Here is an 18,039-nt window from a genome sequence, read left to right on the forward strand (position 1 = left end):
GGAAGCAAGATCTTCCGCCTTCTGAAGCGCGAGGCAAATGGCTTCCCACTGCATTGTGTCCGGCTCCGAAGGTATCCTACGTTTCGAGCCACCATGTTTGCGCGTGTGCCACTCGCCTTCTCCTTCGACCCTGATCCCTGTGCTGTCGATCAGAAGATGCAAAGGCTCCTTCGAGCCACGATAGGGAATGTCGACCGTCAGGGATTTCTGCCGACGGCTCAGAGTGCTGAAATCCGGAACAGACCACGCAAGCCCAGCCATACAAAGCAGACTTTCGACAAAACCCGTCGCCTGCCTCAGGGCCATGCCAAACAAAACCTTCAGTGTCAGACAGGTCTGGATGGCGACATCGCTATAGTCGGGTTTGCGACCGCGGCATCCCGTCGGTAGCCCATTCCAGACCATGGCCGGGTCAAACCACACCGTCAGGGAGCCTCGCTGCTTCAGTGCGGCATTATACGAAGGCCAGTTCGTCGTGCGGTAGATCGGGGATGGCAGCTTGCACATCACAATCAGCTACCATCCTGGATTCATTCCGTGAATCCAGGAACAAGCTATTTCTGCAACAAAGCCGATCAGAGCGGAAGACTTCGAAATCCACAGTCCGGGAAAAGGCTTCGAACTGGTCACCGAGCCCACTCAGCCGCTCCAGCCGCCCTTCAATATCAAAGAAACCAGTCTGCTTCATATCACCTTTCCTCCAGTCAGAGCCGAAAAAAGGAAATCACAGTCCATACATCAATATAAAGAGGTTGCCACAACCTTCCATGTGTTTCAAAGCGCTCAACTCATGGTTTGGAAAGGCATTCTTAACCGTAACACATCCAGATCGGCCAGCGCGTTCTTGTGTCGACGCTGAGTCAAAGTGATATCATCGTGCTAATTGTTCTTTAAATTCTGATGTCAGCAAAGAAAGATAACGTTTTCCACCTTCTGCCAGATGAAAGGGTTGTACGATTTCGGCCAGCTTTTCACACGATGGAGGTGGCTGACTTTGCAAGCGTAGGATGGCATCCGCCAGACCAGACGGGTCATCCACGGGCACGACCTCTCCCACCCATGGAGCTAACATTAGATCCTGTAACGCCGGGGTACAACGGGTGCTGACAATCTGCCGCCCTGCAGCTAGAGCCTCTACCAGAACAGCGCCATAGCTTTCAGCTTGGGAGGATAAGACAAACATGCGGCATGCATCCAACCAAGGACGGATAGATGAGACATAACCCGTCAGCACTATATTGTCTTGCAACTCCAAAGTGTTAATCAGGTTTTCCAGTCTCGATCGTTCTGGTCCTTCACCACAGATGGTCAGGCGGACTGCAGGACATTGTTTTTTTACAAGGGCGATGGCCTGAATCAGTATATGAAACCCTTTGATCGGCTCCAACCTGCCTGCCGCCAGAACGTTCAGGGTATCATCTTCCGGTAAGGGTGCAGGATCATACTCATCCCACACAACGGGCAGGGGAATGACCTTGATATCTCGGTCTGTCAGCACGGAACGTGTATCTTTGGCCAGCTCAGAGCTGACGGTGACAATATGGTCGCTATCACGCAGCAAAAACTGCATGCGTACATTATATACCCACTGCGATAGCCGGTTCCGTGTCTTTCGGAAAATGGGAGAACTTACCTGTGAGACAAGGTTCGGTCTGATCCGCTCTGGCAGTTGCGCCAGACACCGGGTAACAGGCCAGTGGCTGTTACCCGGCACATAACAGGCCTGCACAGGATTGACCCGAAAATACTGCTTTGCAACATGGGCAGTTTTATTGGCCAGACGTTTTTCAGAAACAGTCATGGGGATTGATGCTGAATGCACAACGATTTCCGGGCGAAGCAAGTTCCGCATTTCGCCCACGTTCCGCCCGACAAATACCGTGACCGGAAATCCAAGGGCAGACCAGTAATTAGCAAGACCGATCGCAACGCGTTCGCTCCCGCCGAGCCTAAAATCCCTCAGAATGACACCTATCTTAAAAAGTCGATTGCCTGCAGAATGTTCCATGATAGGCAAAGTGTTCCATGCTAGACTTGAGTGATGACCGAATGTTTCCTAAAGTACCTATTTTATCTTGACTATATGCATCTGAACAGCACTATCATATAAAAGGAAAATAGATATTTAAATATATCTCATCTATGATAAACACAACAGTATCCTATGCATGAAATAAAATTTATTTCTAAAATTTTTTATACATGAAGGGTTGTGGCAGCCTCTTTATATTGAGTCCTGGACTGTGATTCCCTTTTCCCGGACCGTGGATTTCGAAGTCTTCCGCTCTGATCCGGAAAAGGCTCTGGCCTGTTCAGATGGGCGCAAGGATGGCTGTCCGCCGTTTGATCCGGTAATAATAATGTTTAAAATCCTGATCATCCAGACCCTGAACAGCCTGTCCGGCGAACGGACGGAATATCTGATCAACGACCGCCTGTCCGTCATGCGCTTCACTGGTCAGATGCCTTCAGATCGCGTGCCTGATGCCAGAACGGTCTGCTGTTTCGCGAGCGTCGCTTTATCTTTCTGGAACGGATCAGTGCGACCGCATGAGCAGTTCAGCGGGGTGATATCCCCACACGAATCAAAACGCAGAGAAAAGTTACCCTGACAACCATCAATCAAAATGTCATAACCCTGAAGTCAGGAAACAGGAGTGCAAAAAAAACGGTTCTTCGATTCCTCCATCTTCCTCGCAGTCGTCCAGTTCGCTTCAATCATCATCCTGCTTAAATGACGACACGCTGTGGGGCGTTTCCAGAATTTTCTGCCATTGGTTTATTATCGGAGTCTGAGAAAATTTTAGAGCACTTTCTTTTGCATTATGTGAAAAAAATTCTCTGAGATTGTTGTCGCTCATCAAAGTTAGCAGCTTGCTGGCAAATCCATTTATATCAAACGGTTTAATCAGATAGCCGGTTTTATTGTCCTCAACGATTTCACCCGGACCAGTTTCACAGTCATAAGCCACAATCGGAATACCGACACTCGCTGCTTCAAGCAGGACCATGGGTAACCCTTCATATCGTGACGTTAAGACTACAATGCCGGCATCTTTATAAATAGACGCTACATTTTCCTGAGAAGGCAGGAATTGAACGTCAGGGATCTTTAATGAATTGCATTTCAGATTTACCGCTTCTGGTCCATCTCCTACGATTTTTAATGTCCAATCGTTTGACGGGTTGTCTTTTTTCAAGATATCCCAAATGAGTAGAAGATGATCAAATCCTTTCTGGAAAGTCAATCGTCCAATCGCTACAACCGTTCTTGCGTCTTTATTATACTGAATATTATTCAAATCTGGTATTGCATTGGGGATAACGGTAATTCGATCGCCAGCATCTGTCTTCTCTTTCCATATTTCTCGATCGCGACTGGTCAAAACGACTATATCATCGGCATATTTCGCAGCGATATATCTTGCAACACGCCTTTTCTTCTTTCCTAAATCGACGTTAAAATTAAAGTGCTCCCATACGATGCATCTTATTCCTGCCATCTTGGTGGCAAGAATTCCATATAGTGCATGTGTACTTTCAACAATGACTAAAACATCCAGCTTCATGAATTTTATTAAATTATAAAGTTTATGAACATATAAAATATATGCTGATATTAAAGACTTCCTCGATTTGAATAGACTGAATGATTTAATGGAATCGTTTAATGAAAAAGCGGACTTGCCTCTGGAATAGGCTTCAATGAGATAGACATCATTCGATTCTGCTAGTCCATTCATAATAATTGAAGCGCTACGTTCAGTGCCGCCTAAATTAGCCATATCCTGTATTAAAAAACCAACTTTTCTTTTTTTTACAATCACTTCATTTGATCCTGTTTGTTTTCTCAACTCTTAAATCGACGCTTGAAAAATATATTGTGTGTGAATATTTCATGAGATTTTAATTGAGAATGCTGGTAGCTTTTTTAATTTCCTCTGGACGCAGTTAAAGCGATCGCTCTTCGTCAGAAGAATCTTTTCCATCCCATGCGTTTAGAAAATTCTCATTCAAAATATGATTTTTTATAAAAAATTACCCTTCACACGCGAACCAGTGGTCATGTCCTTTTGATATTATATAAAAATACTTGAATCAAGTTGGCGATGACATCTTGCGGACCAGTTTTTTGACTTCGCGCCAAGCTTGCAGGCCAACCCCGTGGACAGACAGGTTTGTGTATTTGACGTCAATTAGCGTCACGTTTCCTGCGGCTGCTAACGTGTGCATGCCTTCTGTGTAGGGTGCATAGCTTGAGGGCGTCAGAATGGCCGGGCCTGCATGAGTCCTCACCCGCTCCGGGGTCAGTTCATCAAAGATCAGGGGACGAATAGCCCCGCCATAGGTATGGGTGCAGTCCTGCACAGGCAAGACAACCTTACCGTCAATCACGCAGGGGGTGCCTCCGGGACGGGTGCTCGCATTGTCCATTCTGACGGGGTTGGACGGATGGCGCTGCCAAGGGCCAGAGATATCTGGCGCATAGGCGAGATGGAGCTCGCCTATCGGGGCCGCCGGACGTCTGGCGGGCGTGTAGAACAGCCACCACAACCCGTTATAGAAGAAGGGCGTTGCGTCTACAGCAATATCTTCTCCAAGTGGAATAACGGCTGCTTCCTCCCACTGATCGGGAAAGTTGATGGCCCGATACAGTGTGAGTTTGCCTGAACGATGAGCCTCGGGGAGCATCCATGTCTGCTCATCCGCCTCAAAAACATAAGGGTAGGAGAGATGCCAGGGGGTCTGGAGCGCCTTACGCTGCTCTTGAAGGCGAAATGCCGCATCATAGATAAAGACATCTATGGAACCCACGCGTACGCGGTGGTCATAATCCTCAACGAAAATATGCAACCTGCCATCGCGCCACAAGCCGAACGGGTCTGCGCGAAAGCAGAAGCTGCGCATGGGAGGAGTCCAGACAACCGGCAGATCCTCAAGCGTGCCGCGTTCAAGAATCGCAGGCAGGGGACTGTCTACAATGCCGATACGCCAGATGTCTTTTCGCAGTCCCATGATGGCATATTCCTTGACTGTTCGGTTGGATTGAGAGCGTCCTGAGATACGCGGTATGCTCTGCTCAGCCGAGTGTGTTCTGATCTGCAGGCTGTGATCGGGCGACCCTGTTGTTGAGCAGGCGCAGGACGGGGAGTGCGCAGACCACAAACATTACCAATGAGGCCAGAAGCTCCTCCAGCGATGCACCCTTGATACCACCAAGCTGCATGAAGACAAAAAGCAATGGAAAATAAAAGCACATCACGATAATACGCCACCGCAGGAGAATAGAAATCCGATTGATCATGACAAGAAATGGCTCTAGCGGGATCAGGCAGATATTCAGTAAGGAGCGGCCAACAAGCAGCAGAAGTATGGTTTTCTGACCAGCCCAGACATCATGCAACATGTAAGAAAATAGGCGATTGCCGACTGTTGCTGCCAGAACAATCGACAGTGCTGAAAATGCGAGGATAAGTCCAAATATCTTGAAGATAACGATGCGTATGCCCTGCCAGTCGTCCGCATCACGCAGGCGAATGAATTCGGGATAAAGTGTGGGAATCATCAGTTGCGCGGGTTTGGCCAGTCCGTTGCTGATCTGCCCGGCAATTTTATAAACTGCAGCCTCGCTTGCTCCGAGCCTGCTGCCGATCAGTAGTGTGGCGCCTTGTGCGAAAAAGGATTCCAGAACCTGATTCACACTTGTCTTGATTGTGTAAGGCCATATGTCCGGAATGTTTATTCTGCCAAAAACAATACGGGAGAGGGAAGGGAAACCACCGGTTTGTTTTTTGACCAGATACACTCCAGCGCAGCTGCAGGACACAAACATGGTTAACTGCGTCAGAGACCAGACAAGCAGAAAATAGCCAATGCCTAGATGATAGACAAAGCCGAAAGCTGTGCCTGCCGTGCGTACACATGTTGTTAAAAATTCATAAACTGGCACAAGTTTGAAACGATTGCACAATCGTAGCATGCCGGTTGACCAGCCTGTGTTCATGAAAAAAATGGTCAGCATGCACAAAGCAGCATCTAGCTGAACTTGCGGAGTCCATCCCATAAAGGAGGTTCCCAGCAAGGCTACACCCATCAGTCCGGTCACTGCGCCGACGAGACCGCTGATAAAATCCACACGGATGCAGAAGGCAAGCACCTCATAAAACCGGTCAAACTGCTTTTGTTCAAAATAGCGAGCGCCGTAATGCAGAAGGGATTGCCACGATTGCAGGTGCGTGATGTCGCACACCATGGCGGCAAAGGTGGTGACAAGCAGCATGACGCCAAAGTCTCGCAAGCCCAGTGTCTGGGTCGTCCAGGCGACATAGACAAAACTGCATACGGCGTTGACCACACGACTACCGATCAGAATGCCGGTATTTCCCAAAATACGAACAAAAACAGCATTGTGACTGTGGTTCATACGTTTTCCCATACCATAAGGCCTGAACGCGGCTTCTACAGCAATTGTCGGTGTATGGAAAATGCGGTCCATATTTGCGTATAGATTATGATGAAAATCTTATTATTCATGTATAATGGTTATTTAAATATATTATATAACGTATAAAATATGAATATTACTATAATAAAATTGTAAAATAATTTTCTATAATGGTTTTATGTTTTTTTATTCTGATCAAAACCTAAATCTGAAGGGATCGAAGAACCGTTTTTTGCACTCCTGTTTCCTGATTTCAGGATTGTGGCGTTTTGATTGATGGTTGTCAGGGTGACTTTTCTCTGCGTTTTGATCCGTGTGAGGATATTACCCCGCTGAACTGCTCATACGGTCGCACTGATCCGCTCCAGAAAGATAAAGCGAAGAAATTGGCGCATTCTGCTGGCGAGACCTGATCGATCAGCATGCCGATACGGTCCCAAAGAGCATCGGGGTGCGTTCGGCTGCGCGGCGCAGAGGGGTTTTGAGCTTGGAGAAGGCCATCTCGATCGGGTTGAAGTCGGGGCTTGTATGGCGGCAGAAACTGCAGGCTGGCACCCACCGCCTCGATCGCGGCCTGCAAGTCCGGCCCCTTGTGTGAGCCGAGATTGTCCATGATGACGATATCGCCAGAACGCAAGGTCGGGCACGAGCACACGCTCGACATAGGTCTGGAAGCTGTGACCGTTGATCGGACTGTCCAGCACTATGGGCGCTACGAGGCCGCTCAGCCGCAGACCCTCAATGAGAGTCGTTGTTTTCCAGTGGCCGTGCCAAATGGTCTAATGATTGTGCTTTACAGCATGACTTCGAATTGAAGTAAGACCAAAGGGTGTAGCGTCTGACCCGTATGTGAAATGATCGAATGGCGTTGGTGGAGTTGCAGACTTACTGGTTGGCCTCTGAGTTGAAGCGGCTTGCGGTGTGGAGTCGGATGTGCACGCTGTGTGCGGCAAGGTCGCTGGCCTGACGTTCGCGTTCACCACTGCGGTCAGCATACAACGGCAGCATCAAGGAAATCTCATATTGAAGGCAAAAGACACTCGAACTGCCTTCCTGCTTAATCGCGCTGAATGGCATACTACGGTCTGGATTCAAAATGCCCAGCAACGTCACTCTGATCTTTCTACTGTTACTCGCGCCTGAGTTCAGTCCGGTCGAAAATGTCTGGCAGTGTCAGGTGAGAAGCAAAATCAGATAAAAGGCCAGCCCTCCTTCTGTGCTGCGACACACGAAACAGAGCTGACCCTCCGACCTGACTAAAGGATACTGACTAACATTACCCTAATAGCTTGGCTGATTTCTTATGACCAGAAAATTGGGCAGGAATTTGGTGTTTTGGTGCAGTCTTTGCGTTCCGTGCTGTGATGCGGACGTTTTGCTCATGCTAACACGGCGGTTGCGTGAAACTGAACGGACGCTCGGGGGGATCCCTGTCGGTGTCAGTTTGCCTGCTTACAGAGAAATGGACTTGGTGCGTATCTTTACGATGACCTGAACGGAAGCGTTCCTGTTGCAGGTGTCGCCAGAACATGGCTTAGCGAAGCACAGGAATGCTCTTTTATTTGTCTTGGTCAAAGTAGTTAATCTCTGTACATAATCAGTGCAGGAATTCCTCTTGATGAGATGAAGAAATGCATTGGCTCCATATTTGGTGATTATGGAATTCCATATCTTCTTAAGAAGGCTGGCAGGATCTCATGTGCATTATAGTGCTATAATACGCAAAATATTGTATTTTCTTGTTGTGGGGAGAGAGCCCCCTTAATGCTATTCTATTTTCTTCATTACATCAGCAAGTGGGCTGAGGTAATTTGATAGTTTGATCCTCAGAGGCATCAGATAGACTGAATCTCCTTCAGCGCGGACTTCCGCGATCGCCTGTCTGGCAAAACGCAGATTGCTTTCCAGAGTAGGGTCAAAGTCATGCGGGAAGATAATGTGATTGGTCGTTTCCCAATAAGAACGGGATTTCGGACCGATCACGGGGGAAAATCCCCAGAAAACGGTCTCATCCCGTAGCCATTCCCGGCAGAGATCAAGCATGCGCGTATCAAAGAGAGGCTGTGTGAAGAATCCACAGGCACCTGCATCGCGTTTGCGAGCGACTTCTTCAAGTTCCCGATAGGGAGCGCGTCGATAGGGGTCAAACGCGGCGTAGATTTTCAGATGCGGCGCTTCACGTGCATAACGTCGGATGATTGAATCCGACGTGTTGGGATACACGCGCCGACTCAGGTCGGCAGGAGGATCGCCCTGAATGATCAGGATTTCGCTCAGACCTGGTGTGTCCAGGCCAGGCAGCGGTCCTTTCGGATCAATATCAATGGCGCGGATATGCGGGATTACGGAACTGAAATTACGCTGCACCATCCGGGCTGCGTCCCAGCTGCGGAGCGAAAACCGCTGGATATCAGGAATATTGATCGTGTCGACGAAGGGCAGACATTCGCGCAACTCCTGAATGTCCCGTGTGAGAGCCTCCGCATTGCGAGGAATGAGTTCAATGGAGACGCGACTCATTCTGGATGCCTTCCGTAAAGCGTAATCATGCACACATTATAGCGGATTGGAGACTTTGCGTAAAACCGTCATGATGATGTCTCAGATCGACGTTTCCCGATCCATGGTCTTGTGAAGTGTGTGGAGGCTGATGCTGTCCACCGCCGCTCCGGCTCCAGATGTTTCAAGACGAAGAAAAGTCAGGGGAGCTGAAGGATAGATCAAGGCTGTGCCGACTGAGAGACCGCCATTGGCGAAGATTTCGATCGTGCTCGCATCGAGAATGATGCGGATGGTGAAATGCCGGTCATCAGGGTTGAGGACGGTCGAGAACTCCCCGGTAAAGAACGGCTGTGAGAAGCCGCGCAGAGTGCCGCGATCCAGCCAGAGCTGGCCGGAAAAGGCATCGAATCCTATTGTAAGCGCTTCACCCTCTTCGTTGCCGAACGTGATGACAAATCGTCCGGTGCGTCCCTTGTCTCCGGGCGGTAATCCGGCGAGACGTTCATCCACGGTCGCGCTCAGGCTCAGATCAAGCGCTACACCGTCCGGAATGGCGGTCTGCACACTGGTTCCGGCAGCCAGTCGGCGTGGCTGAAAAGCGAGCGATCTGTCCCACAGGGTCTCCACGCCACGCGGCTGCTGGGCCAGACGCAGCCAGCCGGCGAAATCCCGTTTCAGAGTCATGGTGCGTGGCAGGGTCATAGCCCCGCGCCATGTCCGGGTCGGCAGTTCCTGACAGTATTGCCAGTTACCGAGCCAGGCGATCGAGACGGCCTCGTCTTTCGGCATGTTGCTGTAGACCTGAAGCGCGTAGGCATCCTTGGCGAAGTCCGTCAGGCCGATCACGGTGTCATCTGGTGTGAAACGCGAGCCGTCAAAGCTGCCGATGAAATACTGGGTGGTGCTGCCGCCCAACGGTGCGCCCGGATTGACGGAGACGAACAGAACCCAGCGTGCGCCACCACCTTCGACAGACACTTCAAGCAGGTTGGGACATTCGTAATCGACGCCGAACAGACCGGAGGGGCCGAAATCACTGAGATGGACCCAGTGGATCAGGTCTGTGGAGGCGTAGAACGCAATCTGGTGCAGACGGGATTTCGCAACCACCATGACCCACTGCTCTGTGGGCTTATGGAAGATCACCTGCGGATCACGAAAGGAGTTGCTGCCGATATCGAGAACGGGGTTGTGCCCGTATTCCGTGAATGTCTGTCCCTGATCCTTGCTGACGGCGAGATACTGCGCCTGTTCGGTGGGACTGGCCCGCGTGTAGAGCGCGACAATGCCGCTTTCTCCGGATGCGAACAGACCGGATGTATTCTTCTCATCGAAGACAGCGCAACCCGTATAGGCTTCGCCAGCCCCGGTCTCGGGAATGGCGATTGGCTGATCCTGCCAGTGGAGAAGATCCGCGCTGGTGGCGTGGCCCCAGTGAACATGACCCGCATACGGCGCGAACGGATCATACTGGTAATAGAGGTGATAGCGTGTGCCATCGAACACCAGTCCGTTCGGATCGTTCATGAAGCCTGTGGTCGGGCTGAAATGGACCGAGGGACGATACAGCGTGTCGGCAGGCGTTTCCGTTGCGGGATGCATCAACGCGCTTCCTGGTTGATCGGCCGGGGAGGGGTGCGAGGCGTTCGGCTCGGCGTCATGCGTGTGATCAGGAGCCTTCGGAGGAAGAGGTGTTGTGGGTGTAGAGGGCGTTCCCGTCGTTTCGGCAGCATGGGCCATTCCGGCAAGACAGCCGGTCGCGCCAAGAGTAACGAGGGAAGACAGAGCCGCACGGCGTCCCGGACTGGCAGGTTTTGACCGTGAGTGTTTTTTATCTGGCATCGGGCTGGCTTCAGAGTGCGGACAGGTTCTTTCGTCTGTCAACCGAAAGGCACGGGCAGTATCGGGATGGGCTACCGCGTTCGGCCGGAGGGGGTGGCGCCCCGCCAGTTTCCTTCAGGACGCGATTTGTAGGCCATATCCGCGTCATTGAAAGCTTCCGTGACGGCGGCATATGGTCGGAATATCAGCCCGCTCGCGGCAGGCGAAATGTTGTGATCGACAGACTGTTTTGCCAGCCAGCGCATGGTCGCCATTGTGGTGACACCGGGCCCCGTCTCGACCCAGACATTTTCAAACTGACCGGTGCGGACAAAGCGTGAGACGTTGTCGAACATCAGTGTCAGGATAGCGTGTATCACCGCGTTTCTGGGTGTCGCGATGAGGAAACCATTGTTGATGCACCAGGGCTCACCGACGGCATAGGTCAGCATGCAGTTGAAATCTGCTCCAGCAGCGATCCGGGCCAGAGGAGCATGCGCTGTGGTGTCCACATCGACATAGATGCCGCCGTATTCGTAAAGATCGCACAGACGCCAGAAGTCAGAGCGCATCGTGGCGTGAAAACAGGCGTCGAACAGGCGCGCTTTTTCCTCTCCGTAATGCTGCTGGATGAAGGTTCTGGCGGATTCATCGCAGACCAGATGATGTGCAAAGCCCGGATTATACGCCTTCATGGTTTCCACGGCGCGCTGCACTTCTTCCGGCAGGGCAGGGGCATGCCAGTATTGAGCGATCCGCTGGGGAATGCCTTCCGGTAGCGCGTCGCCGAGTGCCGGTCTGACCTGAGGAAGCCAGCCACTCTCTATGCCGGATGCCAGCAGCCTGAAACAGGGCATTTTCTCGCCACGATAGACGGCGGAGAGTTGGGGCGGGGCATCAGGGGTCAAGGACATTCTCGTGCGAATTTCGTGTTTCTTCCAGAGTGCTCACTATAGGTCTTCCATGAAGATTGAAAAGCACAGTGAGACTCATCGGGACGCCAGCTTTGTAAGGCAGGGTTTATTGTCAACGTGTGAAGAAGAACATTCTCCATCGGGACCGGGACTCTCTGACGGTCCGGAAGCCGGGACGATCGAACAGAACTGTGGTGCCGGGCTGTGGCGCTGGGGTGGCTCAATTGTCATAACTGCCGTCGATTGTGATACGACGTGCAAGTTTGTTAAGTATGCGCCGGTTCACCCGTCATAAAGAAAGAGAGATGGCACCATGAGCAAGATCCTTCGCACAGAACCAAACCAGATTCTGTCCAAGGCCGTCGAATATCACGGCTTTGTTTTCACACAGGGCATGGTCGCCCGTGATCTCACGAAAGACGCCAAGGGCCAGACACAGGACATCCTTGAGCAGCTTGATGCGCTTCTGGAAGAGCATGGCACGGACAAGACCCGTATCCTGCAGGCCCAGATCTGGCTGAAAGACATCAATGACCGCACAGCGCTGAACGAAGTCTGGAGCGCATGGCTGCCGGAGAACGGTGCTCCGGCCCGCGCCTGCGTGCAGGCTGTCATGGCTGACCCGAAGATGCTCGTTGAGATCATGCTGGTCACCACGAAATAAGAAGTCTCTCCCACCCGCCGGTTTTGTGCGGGTGGGAGGCTTTTTCTGCCGTATTTTGGATAATGTTCCTTATCCGAAGAGAGTTGTCAGGTGGCGCCGCGCCCGTTTCGGGAACTGAGGTTTTTCCGGTCTCGCTATATGTTCCTGTAATCAGAAGCATCATTTTATCAATTTATCTTTTTCGAGAACCTCTGCGGCGAGAGGTTTCTCGGTGCTATTCATTTCGAATGCGAAAAAAATTTTCACTGTGTCGTATTTATTCAAGTTTCCCGTCTGATCCGGAACAGCGATTCCTGCTTTCGGGGCGCATGGTCGTGTCATGAACCTGTTGTGATGCGGGACGGATATGGAACGATTTTCTGCTCTTTCCCTGGCCAGGAAGGCTCTCGGTGGCCATCTGGGCTGGAAGCCGCAATGGCGCTCCGTCGAGCAGCCAAAGAAGGCTTATGATATCATCATTGTCGGCGGCGGCGGCCACGGACTCGGTGCGGCGTATTACCTCGCCAAACAGCATGGGCTGCGCAACATCGCCGTGATTGAGCGTGGCTGGCTGGCGGGTGGCAATACTGCCCGTAACACCACCATCATCCGCTCGAATTACCTGTTCGACGAAAGCTCCTCCTATTATGAGCACTCGCTGAAACTGTGGGAAAATCTCTCGCAGGAACTGAACTATAACGTCATGTTCAGTCAGCGCGGATGCCTGATGGTGGCGCACACCGTACATGACGTGCAGGTGTTCAAGCGCCACGTTCATGCCAATCGCCTGAACGGAATCGACAATGAGTGGCTGTCGGCGGAGGAGGCGAAGGAGTTCTGTCCGCCGCTGAACATCTCGCCGAACATCCGTTATCCGGTCCTTGGCGCTTCGCTCCAGCGTCGCGCCGGCACGGCCCGTCATGACGCCGTGGCGTGGGGCTTCGCCCGCGCCGCCAGTGACATGGGCGTGGACATCATCGAGAATTGCGAAGTGACCGGCATCAATCGTGGTCCGGACGGCGCTGTGACCGGCGTCGAAACCACGAAAGGCACGGTCAACGCGAAGAAGGTCGCTGTCTCGGCGGCGGGTCACAGTTCTGTGGTCATGGCTATGGCGGGCATCCGCGTGCCTCTGCAGAGCAATCCGCTTCAGGCCCTTGTCTCCGAGCCGGTGAAGCCTGCTTTCCCCACCATCGTCATGTCCAACACCATTCACGCCTATATCAGCCAGTCTGACAAAGGCGAGATGGTGATCGGCGCGGGCACGGACTCCTATGTGTCCTATACCCAGCGGGGCGGGCTGCATATTCCGGCCGAGACGCTCGCGGCGATCTGTGAGCTGTTCCCGATGTTCCGCCGTCTGCGCATGATGCGTTCGTGGGGTGGAATCACGGACAACACTCCGGATCGCTCGCCGATCACGGCGAAGACGTCGGTGCCGGGGCTTTACGTCAACTGCGGCTGGGGAACGGGCGGCTTCAAGGCGACGCCGGGTGCGGCGAACCTGTTTGCCTGGACCATCGCGAAGAACGAGCCACATCCGATCAATGCGCCCTTCACCATTGAGCGTTTCCGTGACGGCGTGATGATCGACGAAGCGGCGGCGGCGGCGGTGGCGCACTGATATGGTGTCCCGCCTTATGCTTCATGAACCAACGCCGATAATGGCGCGAGTTTTCACATCCGGTCTGCTCCGAGGAGCGAGTGCATCATGCTGCTGATCCGCTGCCCGTATTGCGGGGAACGAGCCGAAGTCGAATTTTCAAACGGGGGCGAGGCTCATATCGACCGCCCGCTGGATCCCATGAGCCTGACCGATGAGGAATGGGCTCAGTTTCTCTACATGCGCGACAATCCGAAGGGGCTGATCGCCGAGCGGTGGCGTCATGCCCACGGCTGCAACCGCTTCTTCAACGCCATCCGTGACACACGGACGGACCGTTTCGTTGTCACCTATGAAATCGGACAGCCGCGTCCGGAAGTCACTCCGGAACAGGCTGCGGAGGCTGCACGATGAGCCGTTTGTCCCGCGCTTCTGGTCGCATTCCCGGTCGCGGTCGTGTCAATTCGCGTCGCCCGGTGCGCTTCACGTTTGATGGTCGCAGCTTTGAAGGATTCGAGGGCGATACGCTCGCCTCGGCTCTCTTGGCGAACGGCGTTCACCTGATGGGCCGATCCTTCAAATATCACCGTCCGCGTGGCCCGATCTCTGCCGGTTCCGATGAGCCGAACGCCATTGTCGCGATCGGTTCCGGCCCAGCGTTGCAGACACCAAACCTCGTCGCCACGCAGGTCGAAATCTATGACGGCCTGAAGGCGCAGAGCCAGAACCGTTTCCCCTGCCTTCAGTTCGACATGGGGGCGGTGAACAATCTGGCGTCTCCATTGCTGCCGTCGGGATTCTACTACAAGACCTTTATGTGGCCACGGAATTTCTGGACCAAGGTCTATGAACCGGTCATCCGTCGTTCAGCCGGTCTGGGTGTGGCCCCGACCGAACCCGATCCGGATCACTATGCCTTCCAGTACACGTTCTGTGACGTGCTGGTGGCCGGTGGCGGCGTATCCGGTCTGGCGGCAGCTCTTGCAGCGGCGAAGGCCGGTGCGGAAGTGATGATCGCTGACGAGACGGCGGAGTTTGGTGGCAGTCTGCTGTCTGACCGTACGTCCCGCATCGATGGTCTGCCTGTCGCCGAGTGGGTCGAGCGCACGGTCGCCGAACTGAAGAAGCTGCCTAACGTGCGGATGTTTACCCGCACCACGGTCTTCAACTACGGCCCGCATAACATGGTGGCGCTCAACGAGCGTATGACCGATCATCTGGGCGCGCCCAACCCGGCCACGCCGCGCGAGCGTCTGTGGCAGGTGCGCGCGAAGCAGGTGGTTATCGCATCCGGTGCGATCGAGCGTCCGCTGGTGTTCGAGGGCAATGACCGTCCCGGCGTCATGCTCGCTAGTGCGGCTCAGACCTATCTCAACCGGTATGGTGTTGCCTGTGGCCGTAAGGCGGTCATCGCCACGGCGGATGACAGCGCCTATCGCGTGGCGCTCGATCTGCTTGAGGCGGGCGTGAAGATCGCGGCCATCGTCGATATTCGTCCCAAGCCGGACTCCGAACTGTTCCGCAAGGCAAAGGCCGCGGGCGTCACGGTGCTGACCAACAGCACGGTTCAGCGCGCGCACGGTTCGCAGCGTATTCACAGCGTCGAACTCGCTCCGGTTCTGCCGGGCGGCGATGTAGGCGAGGGCAAAAACTACAGTTGCGACCTGCTGCTGATGGCGGGTGGCTGGACGCCGAGTCTGCATCTGTTCTCCCAGTCAAAGGGCAAGGTCATCTACAACGCTGATCTCGACACCTATCTGCCCGGCGAGTCCGCCCAGGCGGAGCGTTCGACCGGGTCCTGCCGGGGGATCTATGACCTTGGCGAAGTGCTGGCCGATGGTCTGAAAGCCGGTGCCGCAGCGGCGAAAGACGCAGGTTTCGAGGGTGAAGTTGATCTTCCCTTGTGGGAAGTGAGCAGTGACGCCATTGGTCGCGGTGGTTTCACCGGCGCTCTGCCTCGTCGTGGCAAAGGTCTGATGGCCATGGCGTTCGTCGATTATCAGAACGACGTGACGGCCAAGGATGTGAAACTGGCCGTGCGCGAGGGCTTCCAGTCGATCGAGCATATCAAGCGCTACACGACGACCGGCATGGCCACCGATCAGGGCAAGACCTCGAACCTCAACGCACTCGGCATCGCCTCCAATGCCCTTGGTCGTCCGAAGCAGCAGATCGGTCTCACCACGTTCCGCGCCCCTTATACGCCTGTCACGTTCGGTGCGTTCAGCGGTCATGAGCGGGGCAATCTGTTCGATCCGGATCGTCGCACGCCGATCGATCCCTGGGCGCGCAGCAAGGGCGCGGTCTTCGAGGATGTCAGCCTGTGGCGTCGCGCCCGCTACTTCCCGCAGCCGGGTGAGGACATGGACGCCGCCGTGGCCCGTGAGTGCCTCGCTGTCCGCAAGAGCGTCGGCATCTTTGACGCCACCACGCTGGGCAAGATCGAGGTCGTCGGACCTGACGCCGCCGAGTTCATGAACCGGATGTATGTCAACGCCTGGACCAAGCTGGGTGTCGGCAAATGCCGTTACGGTCTGATGTGTCGTGAAAACGGCTTCGTCTATGATGACGGTGTCGTCGGTCGCATCGCAACGGACCGCTTCCATGTCACCACCACGACAGGCGGCGCAGCGGGCGTTCTGAACATGATGGAGGATTACCTCCAGACCGAATGGCAGGATCTTGATGTGTGGCTGACTTCCACCTCGGAAGAGTGGGCGGTCATCGCCGTGCAGGGGCCGAAGGCGCGTGAGGTTCTCGCCCCGCTCGTGGACGGTCTCGACATCTCGCACGCCACGATGCCGCATATGAGCGTCGTGGAAGGCACCATCGGCGGTATTCCGATGCGTCTGTTCCGCGTCAGTTTCTCCGGTGAGCTTGGTTTCGAGGTGAACGTGCCGCCAAGCCGTGCGCTGGAAGTGTGGGAACGTATCTGGGAAGCAGGCAAAGCCTACGACATGACGCCTTACGGCACGGAGACGATGCACGTCCTGCGCGCCGAGAAAGGCTACATCATTGTCGGGCAGGAAACTGACGGCACGGCCACCCCGGACGACGCGGGTTGCGGCTGGGCGGTCAGCAAGCTGAAGAAGGACTTCGTGGGCAAGCGCTCGCTGGTTCTTCCGGCGATGCAGGACCCGGACCGCTACCAGCTTGTCGGACTCTACACGCAGGCGCCGCAGGAAGTGCTGGAAGAGGGCGCGCAGCTTGTCGCCAGCCCGGATGAGGTCATCCCGATGAGCAAGATCGGACATGTCACCTCGTCCTACCACAGCGCCACGCTGGGCCGGTCCATCGCGCTCGCCATGGTGTCCGGTGGTCGCGCCCGCATGGGCCAGACCCTCTATGTGCCGATGGAAGACAAGGTGATCCCGGTCACCGTGACCAGCCCGGTGTTTTATGACGCGGAAGGAGCCCGCCTCAATGTCTGACGCACTTGCCCCCAACTCACTGGCTGTCTCCCGCGCCGGGTTCACAGCCACCCCGCTCAAGGGAGGGCGTCGCTTCGCCCTTCAGGGACGGAAAGGCACACTCGAAGGTGCGGCGATGGCTTTCGGTCTGTCCGAAGTCCCGGCGATGCTGAAGTCCGTGACGGTTGGTGACTGTACGTTGCTGCGTCTCGCGCCGCAGGAGCTGTTTATCATTACAGGCGAGGCCGGATTGCCTGAAGCCGTCACGACTTATCTCGGCACGGTGCCGAACAGTCTGGTGGAGGTTTCAGAGCGTCAGATCGGCTGGACGCTGGAAGGTGAAAAGCTGCGCGACACGCTGGCGACATTGAGTCCGCTGGATATGCGGGAGCGGTCCTTCCCGGTCGGGATGGTCACGCGCACGCTGTTTGGCAAGGCGGACGGCATGATCTGGCGTACGGGTGAAAATACGTTTCATCTGGAGGTATGGCGATCCTTTGGACCGTATATGTCATCCATGATGGATGCAGCGGCGCTCGACGCGGCCTGGTAATGTCCTGAAGTTGCCGGTTTTCGAGGATTGTCTGGAAAAGCGTATAATATTGTGGTGTTTCTCTAAGTAAATAATCGAAGCCATGTTCATCTGTTGGAGCGTGGTTTCGAGGTTTATCAAGTCGTTTCACAAGATGCGTTTTGGGCGG

The 18,039-nt window shown here is 54.1% G+C and carries 12 protein-coding genes and 5 pseudogenes; 7 read left to right on the top strand and 10 right to left on the bottom strand.

Features of this window, described 5'->3' with window-relative positions; translation table 11 throughout:
• Window positions 1-72: 72 nt before the first annotated feature.
• The 3 genes and pseudogenes from A0U92_RS04445 to A0U92_RS04450 all read right to left on the bottom strand — a co-directional run.
• A pseudogene (locus tag A0U92_RS04445) lies at window positions 73-507 on the bottom strand (IS5 family transposase); the annotation flags it as partial.
• Between the two features lie 67 nt (window positions 508-574).
• Window positions 575-688, bottom strand: a pseudogene (locus A0U92_RS17175) (IS5/IS1182 family transposase); the annotation flags it as partial.
• Window positions 689-871: 183 nt separating this feature from the next.
• Window positions 872-2,008 (bottom strand): glycosyltransferase, encoded by a 1,137-nt coding sequence (locus A0U92_RS04450; RefSeq protein WP_077812179.1) that lies wholly within the window; start codon window positions 2,006-2,008, stop codon window positions 872-874.
• Between the two features lie 247 nt (window positions 2,009-2,255).
• Here A0U92_RS04450 and A0U92_RS04455 point away from each other — a divergent pair.
• Window positions 2,256-2,507 (top strand): annotated as a pseudogene (locus tag A0U92_RS04455) (transposase); the annotation flags it as partial.
• Window positions 2,508-2,714: 207 nt separating this feature from the next.
• Here A0U92_RS04455 and A0U92_RS04460 read toward each other — a convergent pair.
• The 4 genes and pseudogenes from A0U92_RS04460 to A0U92_RS17965 all read right to left on the bottom strand — a co-directional run.
• Window positions 2,715-3,827, bottom strand: a complete 1,113-nt coding sequence (locus A0U92_RS04460; RefSeq protein ID WP_077812180.1) for a glycosyltransferase family 4 protein — start codon at window positions 3,825-3,827, stop codon at window positions 2,715-2,717.
• A gap of 271 nt (window positions 3,828-4,098) precedes the next feature.
• On the bottom strand, window positions 4,099-5,016 hold the full coding sequence (locus A0U92_RS04465; RefSeq protein WP_077812181.1) for a glucosamine inositolphosphorylceramide transferase family protein: 918 nt from the start codon (window positions 5,014-5,016) through the stop codon (window positions 4,099-4,101).
• Between the two features lie 64 nt (window positions 5,017-5,080).
• Window positions 5,081-6,496: a lipopolysaccharide biosynthesis protein gene (locus A0U92_RS04470; RefSeq protein WP_077812182.1), complete on the bottom strand. Its 1,416-nt coding sequence runs from the start codon at window positions 6,494-6,496 to the stop codon at window positions 5,081-5,083.
• Window positions 6,497-6,824: 328 nt separating this feature from the next.
• A pseudogene (locus A0U92_RS17965) lies at window positions 6,825-7,215 on the bottom strand (transposase); the annotation flags it as partial.
• A 283-nt stretch (window positions 7,216-7,498) separates the two neighbouring features.
• Between A0U92_RS17965 and A0U92_RS18205 the strand changes: the two are divergent.
• A pseudogene (locus A0U92_RS18205) lies at window positions 7,499-7,616 on the top strand (IS630 family transposase); the annotation flags it as partial.
• A gap of 596 nt (window positions 7,617-8,212) precedes the next feature.
• On the opposite strand, the gene A0U92_RS04485 reads toward A0U92_RS18205, so the two are convergent.
• The 3 genes from A0U92_RS04485 to A0U92_RS04495 form a co-directional block, all read right to left on the bottom strand.
• Window positions 8,213-8,965, bottom strand: coding sequence for a 5,10-methylenetetrahydrofolate reductase (locus A0U92_RS04485; RefSeq protein ID WP_077812184.1), 753 nt, complete (start codon window positions 8,963-8,965; stop codon window positions 8,213-8,215).
• A gap of 81 nt (window positions 8,966-9,046) precedes the next feature.
• Complete coding sequence (locus A0U92_RS04490; protein WP_077812185.1) at window positions 9,047-10,789, bottom strand: glycoside hydrolase family 32 protein; 1,743 nt, start codon at window positions 10,787-10,789, stop codon at window positions 9,047-9,049.
• Window positions 10,790-10,860: 71 nt separating this feature from the next.
• On the bottom strand, window positions 10,861-11,676 hold the full coding sequence (locus A0U92_RS04495; RefSeq protein ID WP_187668867.1) for a glycosyltransferase family 32 protein: 816 nt from the start codon (window positions 11,674-11,676) through the stop codon (window positions 10,861-10,863).
• A gap of 319 nt (window positions 11,677-11,995) precedes the next feature.
• On the opposite strand from A0U92_RS04495, the gene A0U92_RS04500 reads away from it, so the two are divergent.
• The 5 genes from A0U92_RS04500 (at window position 11,996) to A0U92_RS04520 (ending at window position 17,891) form a co-directional block, all read left to right on the top strand.
• Window positions 11,996-12,346, top strand: a complete 351-nt coding sequence (locus A0U92_RS04500; RefSeq protein WP_077812187.1) for a RidA family protein — start codon at window positions 11,996-11,998, stop codon at window positions 12,344-12,346.
• 346 nt (window positions 12,347-12,692) lie between these two features.
• Complete coding sequence (locus tag A0U92_RS04505; RefSeq protein WP_077812188.1) at window positions 12,693-13,949, top strand: sarcosine oxidase subunit beta family protein; 1,257 nt, start codon at window positions 12,693-12,695, stop codon at window positions 13,947-13,949.
• Window positions 13,950-14,036: 87 nt separating this feature from the next.
• Window positions 14,037-14,342 (top strand): sarcosine oxidase subunit delta, encoded by a 306-nt coding sequence (locus A0U92_RS04510; RefSeq protein ID WP_077812189.1) that lies wholly within the window; start codon window positions 14,037-14,039, stop codon window positions 14,340-14,342.
• Window positions 14,339-17,359 carry a sarcosine oxidase subunit alpha family protein gene (locus A0U92_RS04515; protein WP_077812190.1) on the top strand — a complete coding sequence of 1,007 codons (3,021 nt, stop codon included), beginning with the start codon at window positions 14,339-14,341 and terminating at the stop codon, window positions 17,357-17,359. The genes A0U92_RS04510 and A0U92_RS04515 overlap by 4 nt, the downstream gene beginning before the upstream one ends.
• Entirely contained in the window at window positions 17,352-17,891 is a 540-nt protein-coding gene (locus A0U92_RS04520; RefSeq protein WP_077812191.1) for a sarcosine oxidase subunit gamma, read from the top strand. The genes A0U92_RS04515 and A0U92_RS04520 overlap by 8 nt, the downstream gene beginning before the upstream one ends.
• The last annotated feature ends 148 nt before the right edge of the window (window positions 17,892-18,039 follow it).

It is taken from the genome of Acetobacter aceti, assembly GCF_002005445.1.
GTDB classification, from domain to species: domain Bacteria; phylum Pseudomonadota; class Alphaproteobacteria; order Acetobacterales; family Acetobacteraceae; genus Acetobacter; species Acetobacter aceti_B.

Excerpts from the sequence above, each read along its gene's own strand:
- A0U92_RS04450 (WP_077812179.1), bottom strand. The coding sequence starts at position 2,008 with ATGGAACATTCTGCAGGCAATCGACTTTTTAAGATAGGTGTCATTCTG.
- A0U92_RS04465 (WP_077812181.1), bottom strand. The coding sequence starts at position 5,016 with ATGGGACTGCGAAAAGACATCTGGCGTATCGGCATTGTAGACAGTCCC.
- A0U92_RS04470 (WP_077812182.1), bottom strand. The coding sequence starts at position 6,496 with ATGGACCGCATTTTCCATACACCGACAATTGCTGTAGAAGCCGCGTTC.
- A0U92_RS04485 (WP_077812184.1), bottom strand. The coding sequence starts at position 8,965 with ATGAGTCGCGTCTCCATTGAACTCATTCCTCGCAATGCGGAGGCTCTC.
- A0U92_RS04490 (WP_077812185.1), bottom strand. The coding sequence starts at position 10,789 with ATGCCAGATAAAAAACACTCACGGTCAAAACCTGCCAGTCCGGGACGC.
- A0U92_RS04500 (WP_077812187.1), top strand. The coding sequence starts at position 11,996 with ATGAGCAAGATCCTTCGCACAGAACCAAACCAGATTCTGTCCAAGGCC.
- A0U92_RS04505 (WP_077812188.1), top strand. The coding sequence starts at position 12,693 with ATGGAACGATTTTCTGCTCTTTCCCTGGCCAGGAAGGCTCTCGGTGGC.
- A0U92_RS04510 (WP_077812189.1), top strand. The coding sequence starts at position 14,037 with ATGCTGCTGATCCGCTGCCCGTATTGCGGGGAACGAGCCGAAGTCGAA.
- A0U92_RS04515 (WP_077812190.1), top strand. The coding sequence starts at position 14,339 with ATGAGCCGTTTGTCCCGCGCTTCTGGTCGCATTCCCGGTCGCGGTCGT.
- A0U92_RS04520 (WP_077812191.1), top strand. The coding sequence starts at position 17,352 with ATGTCTGACGCACTTGCCCCCAACTCACTGGCTGTCTCCCGCGCCGGG.